This is a genomic window from Micromonospora sp. CNZ296 (assembly GCF_007827635.1).
Genome location: NZ_VISW01000016.1, coordinates 59,219 through 72,594 on the forward strand (window position 1 = coordinate 59,219; position 13,376 = coordinate 72,594).

The 13,376-nt window shown below is 73.9% G+C and carries 14 protein-coding genes; 8 read left to right on the forward strand and 6 right to left on the reverse strand.

The window, feature by feature from the left end; all coding sequences use genetic code 11:
* Positions 1-158 precede the first annotated feature (158 nt).
* Positions 159-938, forward strand: a complete 780-nt coding sequence (locus tag FB455_RS24630; protein ID WP_013474201.1) for a D-Ala-D-Ala carboxypeptidase family metallohydrolase — start codon at positions 159-161, stop codon at positions 936-938.
* 239 nt (positions 939-1,177) lie between these two features.
* Here FB455_RS24630 and FB455_RS24635 read toward each other — a convergent pair whose 3' ends face one another.
* The 4 genes from FB455_RS24635 to FB455_RS24650 all read right to left on the reverse strand — a co-directional run bounded on the left by FB455_RS24635 (position 1,178) and on the right by FB455_RS24650 (position 5,037).
* Complete coding sequence (locus tag FB455_RS24635) at positions 1,178-1,696, reverse strand: hypothetical protein (RefSeq protein ID WP_013284328.1); 519 nt, start codon at positions 1,694-1,696, stop codon at positions 1,178-1,180.
* Positions 1,697-1,783: 87 nt separating this feature from the next.
* Positions 1,784-3,103, reverse strand: coding sequence for an ATP-binding protein (locus FB455_RS24640; protein ID WP_236619372.1), 1,320 nt, complete (start codon positions 3,101-3,103; stop codon positions 1,784-1,786).
* 30 nt (positions 3,104-3,133) lie between these two features.
* Positions 3,134-3,805: a response regulator gene (locus FB455_RS24645; RefSeq protein WP_013474199.1), complete on the reverse strand. Its 672-nt coding sequence runs from the start codon at positions 3,803-3,805 to the stop codon at positions 3,134-3,136.
* The gene (locus FB455_RS24650; RefSeq protein ID WP_145755048.1) at positions 3,802-5,037 is read right to left on the reverse strand and encodes a sensor histidine kinase; all 1,236 of its coding nucleotides are present in this window, start codon (positions 5,035-5,037) and stop codon (positions 3,802-3,804) included. The genes FB455_RS24645 and FB455_RS24650 overlap by 4 nt, the downstream gene beginning before the upstream one ends.
* A gap of 132 nt (positions 5,038-5,169) precedes the next feature.
* Between FB455_RS24650 and FB455_RS24655 the strand changes: the two genes are divergently transcribed.
* From FB455_RS24655 to FB455_RS24680, 7 genes are all read left to right on the forward strand, one after another.
* Entirely contained in the window at positions 5,170-6,069 is a 900-nt protein-coding gene (locus FB455_RS24655) for an ABC transporter ATP-binding protein (RefSeq protein ID WP_030272934.1), read from the forward strand.
* Positions 6,066-6,851 (forward strand): ABC transporter permease, encoded by a 786-nt coding sequence (locus FB455_RS24660; protein ID WP_123110726.1) that lies wholly within the window; start codon positions 6,066-6,068, stop codon positions 6,849-6,851. Before FB455_RS24655 ends, FB455_RS24660 begins: the two co-directional genes overlap by 4 nt.
* Before the next feature lie 2 nt (positions 6,852-6,853).
* Positions 6,854-7,558 carry a YqeB family protein gene (locus FB455_RS24665; protein WP_013474196.1) on the forward strand — a complete coding sequence of 235 codons (705 nt, stop codon included), beginning with the start codon at positions 6,854-6,856 and terminating at the stop codon, positions 7,556-7,558.
* 96 nt (positions 7,559-7,654) lie between these two features.
* A complete protein-coding gene (locus FB455_RS34890; RefSeq protein ID WP_013284321.1) occupies positions 7,655-7,786 on the forward strand; it encodes a hypothetical protein in 132 nt (43 codons plus the stop codon).
* Between the two features lie 124 nt (positions 7,787-7,910).
* A complete protein-coding gene (locus FB455_RS24670; RefSeq protein ID WP_240322288.1) occupies positions 7,911-8,732 on the forward strand; it encodes a CDP-alcohol phosphatidyltransferase family protein in 822 nt (273 codons plus the stop codon).
* Complete coding sequence (locus FB455_RS24675) at positions 8,729-10,543, forward strand: alkaline phosphatase family protein (protein ID WP_145755049.1); 1,815 nt, start codon at positions 8,729-8,731, stop codon at positions 10,541-10,543. The genes FB455_RS24670 and FB455_RS24675 overlap by 4 nt, the downstream gene beginning before the upstream one ends.
* Before the next feature lie 13 nt (positions 10,544-10,556).
* Complete coding sequence (locus tag FB455_RS24680) at positions 10,557-11,312, forward strand: FkbM family methyltransferase (protein WP_030272946.1); 756 nt, start codon at positions 10,557-10,559, stop codon at positions 11,310-11,312.
* A 9-nt stretch (positions 11,313-11,321) separates the two neighbouring features.
* Here the strand turns inward: FB455_RS24680 and FB455_RS24685 are convergent, their stop codons facing one another.
* Both FB455_RS24685 and FB455_RS24690 read right to left on the reverse strand, forming a co-directional pair.
* Entirely contained in the window at positions 11,322-12,323 is a 1,002-nt protein-coding gene (locus FB455_RS24685) for an MBL fold metallo-hydrolase (protein ID WP_145755050.1), read from the reverse strand.
* Positions 12,324-12,463: 140 nt separating this feature from the next.
* Entirely contained in the window at positions 12,464-13,345 is an 882-nt protein-coding gene (locus FB455_RS24690) for a serine hydrolase (RefSeq protein ID WP_030272950.1), read from the reverse strand.
* Between the last annotated feature and the right edge of the window lie 31 nt (positions 13,346-13,376).

Genomic DNA, 13,376 nt, shown 5'->3' on the forward strand with positions numbered 1-13,376 from the left:
GCACTATTCACAGCCGATATCCAGCAACCGCCCGATGTGAGAACAATTTCGGCTAATCACCACGAAGAATCCTCTCACCTGTCACGGTGAGAGAGACGGGACGTACCGGTCGATGTGCCCGTCCAACCCCAGTTCCGCTCTGACATCGGGAGGACTCTGTGCGCGTCAACACCCTGAAGCGGGCGGCGGTCGCGTTCGCGCTGGCCCTGCCCGGGGCCGCCGTGGCGACCGTCGTGGCCGCGCCACCGGCCCACGCCGACGGCTGCTACACCTGGAACCGCATGCTGTCCCAGGGACAGTCCGGCTCCGACGTACGGCAGCTCCAGATCCGGGTGGCCGGCTGGGCCGCGTACGGCGGCATCGTCCGGGTCGACGGCGTGTACGGCCCGGAGACGGCCGCCGCTGTCAAGCGCTTCCAGGCCGCGTACGGGCTGCGGGCCGACGGCGTGGCCGGACCGAAGACGTTCGCCAAGATCTACGACCTGCAGAAGGACAGCGACTGCACGCCGAAGCACTTCAGCTACGCCGAGCTGGACAACGGCTGCGGCAAGGGCGGGTGGGCCGGTGGCCCGCTCTCGTCGTCGGCCACCCGGGAGAACGCGCTGCGCACCATGTGGAAGCTGGAGGCGCTGCGGCGCAGCCTCGGCGACAAGCCGCTCTACGTGACCAGCGGGTTCCGCAGCATCGCCTGCAACCGGCAGGTCGGCGGCGCCGCGGACAGCCAGCACCTCTACGGCAACGCGGCCGACCTGATCGCCAAGCACCGCAGCCTCTGCGACATCGCCCGTTCCGCCCGTGACCAGGGCTTCAGCGGCATCTACGGCCCCGGCTACCCGGACCACGACGACCACACGCACGTGGACTCGCGGCGGGAGAACAACCGGGACAAGGTGCCCAACACCAGGGACTGGTCCGCCCCGGACTGCGGGGTCGAGTAAGCGGTGACGGCGGCCCGGCACGGGGGTGGGGGCTCCCCGGCCGGGCCGCCGTCGGCATGCTCCGGCACGACCGACGCCGCTCCGCGACGGGGCGTGGACGCGACCGGAACCGGGCGCCGGGCGTCGGCTCACCCCGGGCCGGAGGGGCCGGGTGAGCGGGCCCGGGGATCGGGCGAGGCGTGGCGTCACCTCACCCGGACCGGGCGACGGGTCGGATCGCCCGGGGCCTGGCGACGGAGTCAGCTCGCCCGGGGCCAGCGGGGCCGGGCGGTGGGAGCCGACCGGGCGGCGACGGGCCGCAGACCGGGCCGGACCGGCGGAGCGGCGACCCGCGGGACCGGACCGCGCGCCGCCTGAGCCGCGGCGGCCGGGCGGACGGCCTGACCCGGCACCGCCCGCGCCGGCTGTCCCGGCACCGGACGTCCGGCCTGCCCGGCGGCCGGACGGGCGCCGGACGGGCCGGTCAGCACGAACGGGAAGGGCACGTGCACGAACGGGTTGCCGTGCCGGATCAGCGCGTCGATCTGGCGGTCGTTGAGACCGTGTGTCTCCAACACGCGCCGGCCCCAGCGATGCAACCGGCAAGGGAACGACGAGCCGTCGTTGCGGCACTTCGGCCCCGCGGGCCACTCCTCGGCGGCGTGCACCACCACCGCCCGGACCGCGAGGCGGACGTCCTCGGGGGTCAACGGTGCCGGTACCGGCACCTCGCCCAGGATCTGGTCGATGGGATCCGTCGACTGCTCACCAACTCGCACGGCAGGCCTCCCGCAGCTCGGCAGCGGTGCGGCGGAACGGCCGCACCACATCCTCGCCCACTGGTACGGCCGGGAAACGGCAGCAGTTCAATCCCGCCACGCGGCGAGCAGTTCGGCCGGCCCGATCGCCGTGACACCGTCAACCGCACGGCCACTGCGCACCACCGCGACGACCGGCGTCTGGTCGTCGGCGCCCGGTAGCTGGGCGCGGTGGTGAAGCAGCCGGGCCAGGTCGTGACCGTCGAACGCGCCGTTCTCCAGCCACTTGACCGAGCCCACGAACGTGATCCGCTTGGCCACCGGGCTACGGTCACCGCCGACCAGGTCGATCTCGGGATCGTTGATACGCGTCCAGTACCCGCCCACCACCGCCGTCTCGAACGGCAGGTGCCCCGGCGGCAGCCGGCGCAGCGACTCCCGGATCACCGGCTCGACCGCACGTCCCCGCCATGAGGTCCAGGACGAGTGGATGCGGGCGAGGGTCAGATCCCCTCTGCCGCGCTCGATCTCGGCGAGGTAGTGATCGAGGAAGGCGAGCCAGAAGCGGAGATACGGATCGGCGACCACGTACCGGGTCTCGCGCGAAGGACGGGTGGACAGCGGGAGGGTGGCCTCCACGATCCGTTTGTCAGCCAGCAGTCGGAGCGCGCGGTGCAGCGAAGCCTGCGGGATTCCGCCGGCGGCCCGCGCGATGGAGGAGGCGGTGCGCTCCCCGGAGCCGATGGCGCGCAGCACCACGCCCGGCTGGGACTGCGGCGGAAACTCGGCAGCGAGGGCCCGTTCCCCGCTGACGATCAGTGCGGACGTGGGATCCGGGACAGCCTTGGCGAGGTAGTCGCGCACGGTCTCGCCGGGGGCCCAGTCGTCGAGGACGAGCGGCAGGCCGCCGGTGACGAGGTACGCATCGATGGCATCCACCGACGGCAGCTGGAGCATCTCGCCCACGTCGCCGGGGCTCAGCGGCGGCACGACCATTTCGGTCGCGCGTTGGTGGAACGGCCGACCGTAGTCGTTGAGCGCCTCCATCATCGCCAGGTCCGAGCCGACGCAGATCAGCAGGACCGGCCTACGGGACAACTCCCGGTCGAAGACCTTCTGGAGGGTGCCCTCGAAACCTGGATCGGTGGCGATGAGGTAGGGCATCTCGTCGAGCACGACGACGCTGGTCTGGTCCGCGGGCAGCGCGGCGGCGAGGAGGGTGAGTGCCGCGTCCCAGGTGGCCGGTGCCTGCCCGGCGAACAGACCCGCTCCGGGAAGTGTCGAGCCGGCCGCCGCCGCAACGAAGAGCCGCAGGTCGGCGGCGGGTGTGGGTTGCGCCGAGGCGGTGAAGAAGAGGTGGGGTACGCCCGTACGCTCGACGAACTCCTCCACGAGGCGGGACTTGCCCACCCGGCGACGTCCTCGCATGAGCACTGCTCGTCCGGGCCGTCCTGCGCGTCAGACCAGGCCGGCGTCCTGGACCAGGAGGGCCACCTGCACGCGGTTGTTCAGGTCGAGCTTCGTCAGCAGGCGCGACACGTACGCCTTCACCGTCGCCACGCTCATGAACAACTCGGCGGAGATCTCCGCGTTGGTCCGGCCCCGGCCGAGCAGCACCGCGACCTCCCGCTCCCGCTCGGAGAGGCCGTCGAGCAGCCGCACCGCCCGCTCCCGCTTCGGGTCCGGGCTCGCCCCCGGCGCGGTGCCGGTGACGTGCGCGATGAGCTTGCGGGTCACCGCCGGGGACAGCGTCGCCTCCCCCGCCGCGACCCGGCGTACCGCCGCCACGATCTCGGCCGGCGGGGTGTCCTTGAGCAGGAAGCCGCTCGCCCCGGCGCGCAGCGCCCGCAGCACCTGCTCGTCGGCGTCGAACGTGGTGAGCACCAGCACCTCGGGCGGTTCCGGGGTGGCCCGCAGCGCCTCGGTGGCGGCCAGCCCGTCGACCCGGGGCATGCGGATGTCCATCAACACCACGTCCGGGGCGTACGCGGCGACCGCCGCCGGCACCTCGGCGCCGTCGGTGGCCTCGCCGACCACCGCCAGGTCGGGTACGCCGCCGAGGATCATCGACAGCGCGCCGCGGACCAGCGGATCGTCGTCGACGATCAGCACCCGCACCGGCGCGCTCATCGGGCCGCCCAGGGCAGCCAGGCGGTCAGCCGGAAACCGCCGTCGGCGTCCCGCCCGTGTTCGAGGCGGCCACCGGCGAGCGTGACCCGTTCCGCGATCCCGACCAGCCCGGTACCGGTGCCGGGAATGGCGGTGGGCGACGCGCCGACCGGCCACGGGTTGTGGATCTCCACCGCCAGCCCGTCCCCCGGGCCGCCCGCCAGCCGGACCGTGACCACCGCGCCGGGCGCGTGCTTGCGGGCGTTGGTCAGCCCTTCCTGCACGATCCGGTACGCGCTGCGCCCGATCGCCGCGGGCACCGCCTCCGGCTCGATCACCTCGTCGACCACGGTGACCCGTACCCCGGCGTCGCGGCTCTCGGCGACCAGCGCGGGCACGTCGGCCAGCGTGGGCTGCGGCCGTTCCGGCGTGGCCTCGGAGCCGACCTCGGCCCGCAGCACGCCGATCACCTCGCGCAGGTCCTGGAGCGCGGCGTGCGCGCTGGCCCGGATCACCCCGGCCGCCCGCGCCACCTCCTCCGGCGGCGCGTCCGGCCGGAACTCCAGCGCGCCGGCGTGCAGGCTGAGCAGGGAGATCCGGTGGGCGAGCACGTCGTGCATCTCCCGGGCGATCCGGCCGCGTTCGAGCTGCCGGGCCTGGTCGAGCCGGAGTTGCTGCTCGGCCTCGGCCCGCTCGGCCCGGTCCCGCAGGGACAGCACGAGCTGGCGGCGGGCGCGGACGAACAACGCCCACGCCACCACCACGCAGATGAACAGCCCGGTCCACACGGCGGAGGCCCAGACCGGCAGCGTCGGGTCGGGCCGGACCGCGAGGTAGACCGGCAGGCTCAACAGTTGCCAGGCCACCAGCGCCAGGCCCACCGGCAGCGGCCGGTGGACCAGCACGGTGAACACGATGACCAGCAGCGCGACACCGCCGGTGACCGAGAAGAGCGCCAGCGGCGCGGTCGCGACCGCGAGCCCGACCGGCCAGCGCCGGCGCAGCCAGAGCGCGCCGCTGACGAGCAGGCCGACGAGCAGGTCGACCTCCTCCAGCCAGGCCGGACCGGCGTTGAGGCCGAACTCCGGGGTGGCGCTGGTCACGTCGCCGTGCGCGATCAGCACCCAGAGCAGCGAGGCCACGAACAGCACGCCGTCCACGAACCAGTCCCGCGGCGTCCGCCGGGCGGCTCGGGCGGGCACCAGGGAGCCCGGCAGGAGCCAGGGATGATCGGGTACGGCGGCACTGGTCACCCGTCCATGCTAGGAAGCCCTCCGGACCGGCTACCAGCTACCAAAGTCGACGCCTGCGGTGAACCGAGGTCGACGGCGGCGCAGACCGCCGGCCGCAGCGCGTGACCGGTTGGCCCCGGCAGGCTCGACGGCATGATCGAAGTCGACCAGCTCACCAAGCGGTACGGTCCGCACACCGCCGTCGAGGACGTCACGTTCCGGTGCGAACCGGGTTCCGTGACCGGTTTCCTCGGGCCGAACGGCGCCGGGAAGTCCACCACGATGCGGATGATCTGCGGGATGACGCCGCCCACCTCGGGCGGCGCCACAGTCGGCGGACGCCCGTACCGGCACCTGCCCAACCCGGGACGGGAGATCGGCGTGCTGCTCGACGCCTCGGCGCAGCACGCCGGGCGCACCGGGCGGGAGACGCTCACGCTCGCCGCCCGCACCATGGGCGTGGACCGGGGGCGGGTGGCGGCGGTACTCGACCAGGTCGGGCTGAACGACACCGCGGCCCGGCGCCGCGTCGGCGCGTACTCCCTGGGCATGCGGCAGCGGCTCGGCCTGGCTCTGGCGCTGCTGGGCGACCCCCGGGTCCTGATCCTGGACGAGCCGGCCAACGGCCTCGACCCGGAGGGGATCTTCTGGATGCGCGGCCTGCTGCGCGACTTCGCCGACCGGGGCGGCACGGTGCTGCTCTCCTCGCACCTGCTGCGCGAGGTGGAGGCGGTGGCCGACCGGTTGGTGGTGATCGGCGGCGGCCGGGTGGTCGCCCAGGGCGGCAAGGACGAGCTGCTCGCCGGCGCCGGCACGCTCGTGCGCGCCCGCGACGCGCACGCCCTGCGCCTGACGCTGGACCGGGCCGCGCTGCCCGCCACCGCCGGCACCGACGGCGGCTTCGTGGTCCGGGCCGAGCCGGGCCAGGTCGGTCAGGCCGCGGCGGACGCCGGACTGGTCCTCACCGAACTGCGCCCGGCCGGCAGCGGCGGCCTGGAGCAGCTCTTCCTCACCCTCACCGCCGGCGCGTCGACCAAGGAGGCCGTCCGATGACCACCACTGCCGTTCCGACCGCCCCGCCGCGGCACGAGCCGGCCGTCGCCGGTCCCTCGCTGGCCCGGCTCACCGCCGTGGAGCTGCGCAAGCTCGCCGACACCCGGGCCGGACGCTGGCTGCTGATCACGATCGGGCTGATCGCCGCCGCGATCGTGGTGGTGCAGCTGTTCGTCGTCGACGCGCCGGACCAGACGTTCACCGCCTTCTTCACGCCGTCGCTGCTGCCGGTCGGGCTGCTGCTGCCGGTGCTCGGCATCCTCTCCATCACCGGCGAGTGGTCGCAGCGCAGCGCGCTCACCACGTTCGCGCTGGTGCCCCGCCGCGAGCGGGTGATCGTCGCCAAACTCGCAGCGGTGGTGCTCGCCGCGCTCGCCTCGGTGCTCGTCAGCCTGGCCGTCGCCGCCGCCGGCACGCTCGCCGCCCGCGTCACCGGCGGGGCGGGCGCCTGGACGTTCGACTGGCAACTGCTGCCGCACGCGGCCGTGTTCCAGGTGGCGAGCGTGCTGATGGGCGCCGCCTTCGGCCTGCTGCTGCTGAACACGCCGCTGGCGATCGTCACCTACCTGCTGCTACCCACGGTGTGGAGCCTGCTCGCCGCGATGATCTCCGCGCTGCGTGAGCCGGCCCGCTGGCTGGACACGTCGTACACGATGGAGCCGCTGCTCGGCGCCGAGATGAACGGCGGGCAGTGGGGCCGGCTCGGCGTCTCGCTCGCCGTCTGGGTGCTCCTGCCGCTGGTCGCCGGTCTGGTGCGCACCATGCGCCGGGAGGTGTCCTGACAGTGACCGCATGGCAACCCGGCGAGGACGTCGTGGTCGACGGCGGACGCGGCGAGCTGGTGCTGATGTGGGCGGGGTTCCCGCTGCTCGGGGCGGGGCTGGGCGCCGGGCTGACCGCGGTGTCCGGCTGGATCGCCGGGCTGGCCTGGTTCCCGTTCCAGGGCCTGTTCGAGTTGCTCGACCGGTGGCCGGACGATCGGGCGTACCCGATCGGGGCCGGGGTGGGCCTGCTCGGCGGCCTGTTCCTGGCGGTGGTGGCGGTCCGCGAGCGGCTGACCGTCACGGTCGGGCACCGGACGGTGCGGCTGCACCGCGACGGGCACGGCCGGGACCTGGCGCGCGCCGACGTTGCGGGGGTGTTCGTCGACGGCAAGGCGCTGGTGCTGCTGGACACCGCCGGTGGCGAGCTGGTCCGGGAGAAGTCCGACCTGGACGCCGAGCGGCTGCGGGAGGCGTTCACCCGGCAGGGCTGGCCGTGGACCGGGCAGGACCCGCACCGGGACGCGTACCGGCGGTGGGTGGAAGGGCTGCCCGGCCTGCCGTCCGGCGCGGACGCCCTGCTGCGCGCCCGGCAGCGGGCGCTCGACGGCGGCCACGACGCCGAGACCCGGGAGTTGCACGGGGAGCTGGCCCGGCTCGGCGTCGTGGTCCGCGACGAGGGCAAGCGGCAGTACTGGCGGCTGGTCGCCGGCCCGCCGCAGGGGTGACCGCCGCCGCCGGGCTGCGATCTTCGCGCCGAGGATTCACGTTCGTCCATACGGGTGCGGCTCGCCGGACGGCGGCGGCCCGGCCGGAGTACGTCGGTGCGACGGGAGGGACCGGCATGGCGGTTCGGCGCCTGGTTCCTGCTCGGCGCGCTCGTCTACGCGCTGTACGGCTACCGCCGTTCGGCGCTGGCCCGGCGCGACGAGGACACCGCCGACCGGGCGCGCTGACCGCGCGCCGCCCCGCCGGCCGACGTGACATGCCACATCCGCTGGCGCGTTTCCGGCATCAGAACGAACTGTTCGGGCATGTTCTCCGTACACACGTGTGGTTCGTGACGTCTACCTCGGAGGCATGGTGTCCGCACTTCGAACTGATCCATTCGCGGGGGCGATTCTCCAGGTCGGCGTACTCGCGGCCCTGGCCGGCACGGTCGGCCTGAGCGCGTACGGCTGGCTTGCCGGTCTGCTCTTCGGGGTGGTGACGGTCGCGGCGCTCGGATACGGGCTGCGCCGCTCGGGCGCGGACCGGCTCGGGCCGGCCGACTGGGTGACGCTCACCCGGGCGACGCTCGCCGGCGGGGTTGCCGCGCTGACAGTCGACTCGTTCCGCGAGCCGATCGTGGTGCCGGTGCTCGTCGTCCTGAGCGCGGTGGCGCTGTCGCTGGACTGGGTCGACGGGCAGGTGGCCCGGCGTACCGGCACGGTGAGCGCGCTGGGCGCACGGTTCGACATGGAGGTCGACTCCTTCCTGGTCCTGGTCCTCTGCGGGTACGTCGCCGACCAGGTCGGTGCCTGGGTGCTGGTGATCGGCGCGATGCGGTACGTCTTCGTCGCCGCCGGCTGGGTGCTGCCGTGGATGCGCGGCTCGCTGCCGCCGCGCTACTGGCGCAAGGTGGTCGCCGCCACGCAGGGCATCGCGCTGGCGGTGGTGGCGGCAGGCGTCCTGCCCCGGCTGCTCGCGGTCGCGGTGCTTCTCGGCGCGCTCGCGATGCTCGTCGAGTCGTTCGGACGGGACGTCGCCTGGTTGTGGCGGCACCGCGTACCGTCGCGGCGGCGCCCGGTGGCGCTCCCGGCCGCGCCGGTGTCCCCCGCGCCCGCCGGTCACCGCTCCGAGTGGACGCCGGGCGCGCGGATCGCGCGCGAGCCCGCCGAGGTCGGCGGGCGGCGCCCGTGACCGACCTGTCCCGCCGGGCGGACGGCGACGACGACGCCCCGAACGGCACCGCGAACAACGGCCTCACGACCGACGGCACGACGGCCGAGAGCGACCGCGCCACGAGCGACCAGGGCGACAGTGCCACGTCCGACGCCGGCCCGGTCGACCGCACCCCCGGCCACACAGGGGCCGGGGACGACGGCGTCGCGTCGTCCGGCCGACCGCGCGCCCGGCGGCTGGTCGCCGCGACGGTCACCGCGCTGGCCGCCGCGCTCGTGCTGGTGGCGCTCGTCGCGCCGAGTGACGTCAACGGGTTCAGCCCGGGCGCGTTCCTGCGCATCCCGGTGGAAGGGCTGGTCGCCGTCGCCCTGCTGCTGGTCCTGCCGGCACGTCCGCGCCGGGTGGTGGCCACGATCCTCGGCGCGCTGCTCGGCCTGGTCCTCGTCCTCAAGGTCGCCGACCTCGGGTTCTCGCTGGTCCTGGACCGCCCCTTCGACCTGATCGCCGACTGGACGTTCCTCGGCGCGGGCGCGGAGTTCCTGTCCGAGTCGTACGGCCCGGCCGCCGAGGTGGGTGCGGTGGCACTGGCAGTGGTCGCCGTTCTCGCCGTACTGCTGCTGGTGACGCTGTCGGCACGGCGGCTGGCCCGGGTGGTGGCCGGCCACCGGATGGTCTCCGCGCGCGCGACCACCGCGCTCGCCGCCGCCTGGGTGGTCTGCGCCGTGCTCGGCGCGCAGATCGTGCCGGGCGTCCCGGTCGCCGCAGACACGGTGGCGGCCGGTCTCTACGACCGGGCCCGGCAGGTACGGGCGGGCCTCAACGACCAGGAGACGCTGAACACGCAGCTCGCCGGCGACCCGTTCCAGAACGTGCCGGGCGACGAGCTGCTGACCGCGCTGCGCGGCAAGGACGTGCTGTTCACGTTCGTGGAGAGCTACGGCCGGGTCGCGCTGGAGGACCCGGACCTCGCACCGGAGGTGGACGCCGTCCTGGACGAGGGAACCCGCCAGTTGCGGGCGGCCGGATACGGCAGCCGCAGCGCGTTCCTCACCTCGTCCACCACCGGCGGCGGGAGCTGGCTCGCGCACGCCACGCTGATGAGCGGCATCCGCGCGGACAACCAGTTGCGCTACACCAACCTGGTGCGCAGCGACCACCTGACCCTCAACGGCGCGTTCAAGCGCGCCGGCTGGCGCACCACGCTGGTCATGCCGGCGCTCACCCGGGCCTGGCCGGAGGCCGACTTCTTCTCCCCCGACCAGGTGTACGGCGTGAAGGAACTCGGCTACCGGGGGCCGCTGTTCAGCTTCTCCTCGCCGCCGGACCAGTACACGCTGTCGACGTTCCAGCGCCGCGAGCGCGGACCCGGTCACGCACCCGTGATGGCCGAGATCCCGTTGCTGTCCAGCCACATCCCGTGGACGCCGGTGCCGCCGCTGGTGGACTGGGACGACGTCGGCGACGGCTCGGTCTACAAGGGGACCGCGCGCGCCGACCGCGCCAAGGAGGGCACCCGGGAGGCGTACCGGCAGTCGGTGGTCTACACGCTGCGCACGCTCATCTCCTACGTGCAGCGGTACGGTGACGAGAACCTGGTGCTCGTGTTCCTCGGCGACCACCAGCCGGCCCGGGCGGTCACCGGTGAGGGCGCCGGCAAGGACGTGCCGATCACAGTCGTCGCCAAGGACCCGGCAGTGCTCGACCGCATCGCCGGGTGGGGCTGGCAGGACGGCCTCAACCCCGACCCGCAGGCCCCGGTCTGGCCGATGGAGTCGTTCCGTGACCGGTTCCTGCACGCGTTCGGACCGAAGTCCACCACTCACAGTTAGGGATGTCGTGACGATGCTCGCGCGGGCCTGGGGGATCACCCGTTCCCTGGCCGTCTACCACGGTCAGCCGGCCAAGCACCGGCGTGCCCGGCAGCTCTACGGGCAGTTCCTCTCCCCCGGCGACCTCGGCTTCGACATCGGCGCCCACGTCGGCGGCCGGGTGCGTACCTGGCGGCGGCTGGGCGCGCGGGTGGTCGCCGTGGAGCCGCAGCCGGACTGCCTGCGGGTGCTGCGCCTGGGCTTCGGGCGGGACGCCGACGTGACGATCGAGCCGACGGCGGTCGGTGCGCGGTCCGGCAGCGCGCGGCTGGAACTGTCCAGCGCGACGCCGACGGTGTCCACCATGTCGTCGTCGTGGATCGAGTCGGTCACAGCCGATCCGAGCTTCGCCGGGGTCCGCTGGGACCGGTCGGTCGAGGTGCCTGTGGTGACGCTGGACGACCTGATCGCGCGGCACGGCGTACCGGCGTTCTGCAAGGTCGACGTCGAGGGCTTCGAGGTCGACGTGCTCGCCGGGCTCAGCCGTCCGGTGCGCGGGCTGTCCTTCGAGTACCTGCCGCCCGCGCACGACGCCGCGCTGGCCGCGCTGGAGCTGGTGGAACGGCTGGGCGCGACGGCGGGCGGCTACCGCTACAACTACTCGCCGGTGGAGACCATGCGGTTCGCCGGCGACCGGTGGCTGGACGCGGCCGGGCTGGTACGCCTGCTGGAGACGTACCGCCCGGCCGGTCGCTCCGGCGACGTCTACGCCCGGCTGGCGGCCTCCTGAGCGGCGCCGTCAGAATCGGTAGGCGGTGTGGTACTCCGGCACCAGCACGCGGCTGCGCGGCGAGACCCGGCGCACCTCGGCGACGAGGGCGTCGAGGCGTTCCCGGTCGCTGTCGGCGACAGTCGGCGGGTTGGTGAGCGGCGTCTCGAAGTTGTCCCAGTGCACCGGAACCACGAACTTCGGACGGTCCAGCGCGGCCATCAGCCGGGGCACGTAGTCGGCGGTCGAGGTGGTGGCGGCGGAGGCGACCATCGCGACGTCCGGGGCGAGCCCGCTGAGCTTGCGCTCGTCGAAGTCGCTGGCACCCATGAAGAACACGGCCGGGCCGCCGTCGATCCGGATCTGGTACGCCAGCGTGTCGCCCTCGGGCAGGTCGGCGATCGTCTCCGGACGGGGCGGCCGGCTGATCCGTACCCCGGGGAAGGCCATCGACCAGGTGGGGTTCCGGCTGTGCAGCGAGCCGACCACCTCCACCGTGTACCCGTCGAAGTCGAGCACCTCCCCGCCCTTGACCGGGGCCAGTTGCCCGGTCGGCAGCCCGTACGCCAGGCCGAGGTGATACGCGGTGAGCGTGCCGAAGACCCGGGCACCGGTCCGGGCGGCGATGTGCGGCACGTCGTTGAAGTGGTCCCAGTGGGTGTGGGTGACGAAGATGTTCTCCGCCCGGTCGGCGAGCCGGTCGACCACGTCGGCGGCCACTGTCAGCCGGGTGTCGGGGTTGAACGGCTTCCGGAACAGCCCGGTGTCGTACCGGCTCAGGTACGGGTCGACGAGCACCGTCCGGTCCCCGATGTCGATCCGCCAGCCGGAGGTCCCCCACCAGCGGAAGCTCACCGCGCCGCCGCGTCGCGTACCGCCGGCGGCGCGGCTCGGCGCGGCGACGGGGCTCGGCCCGGCGGCGCGGGCCGGGGCGCCGGCGACGAGTCCGGCGGTGGTGACGGCGGCGGCGCCGACCGCTGTGTCGCGTAGCAGTCGACGGCGGGCGTAGCCGGACGGCCGGTTCTCGGGCATGTGTCGTCCTCCCCGTTCGGGATCGGTGATCGGTAGGCCCAGACCACCACCCCGCCGGCGTCGATGTCCAAGATCGACGAGCGCAACGACCGATATCCGGACCGATATCACCGCAGGCCAGGCCGGTGGCCCGGCCTGGATCAACGCAATGAATCGACGGCGGTCCGGGCCGCCTCCCCCATCGCCAGGTCCACGTCGATCCGGCGGGCGGCCAGCCGTTCGGTACGTACCGCCACCGCGATCGCGTACCTGCGGCCGTCGGGGTACTCCGCGACGCCGGCTTCGAGGTGCAGTCCCGGCAGGGTGCCGGTCTTCCCGGCGACCCGGACCCCGGGTGGGAAACCGGCGGCCAGCCGGGTCCAGAAGAGCTGCCGTGCCATCAGCTCCCGGACCATGGCGCACGCGGGCGCCGGGCCGGCCTCGTCCCGCCACACCAGACGCAGCAGCCGGGTCAGCTCCCGGGCGGTGCTGGAGCTGGTGTGCTCGGGGTCGAAGACCCGCATCGCGCGGACCCGTTCGGGCGACAGGGTGGGGAAGATCCGCGCGAAGTCCGCCTCGGTGCGTGCGCCCACGTCGGAGAGCATCGTCTCGACGAGTTGCCGGGGGCCGCCGACGATCCGGGTACGCGGCAGGTCCAGCTCCGCGGCCAGCATCGGCAGCACGTCCGCCCCGATCCGGCGCAGGAGCAGGTCGGCCGCCGTGTTGTCACTCACCGACATGGCCAGGTACGCGAGGTCGCGCAGGGAGACCTCCACGTCGTCGGCGCAGCCGGCCACGCCCCAGCCGCCGAGCCGGTCGGCGGCACCGACGAGCACCCGTTCGGTCGGGTCGAGCTGGCCGGCGGCCGCCTGCCGGGCGAACTCCAGCACCACCATGATCTTGAAGACGGAGGCGATGACGATCTGCTCGTCGGCGCGCAGCGCCACCTCACCGCCGGCCGGGTCGTCCACGTCCACGACGTGCAGGCAACCCCGCACCCCGGCCCGCCCGAAGATCTCCCCGATCCGTTCCGCCACATCCACGCCGACACGGTAACCAGCGGCGACGCTAGGG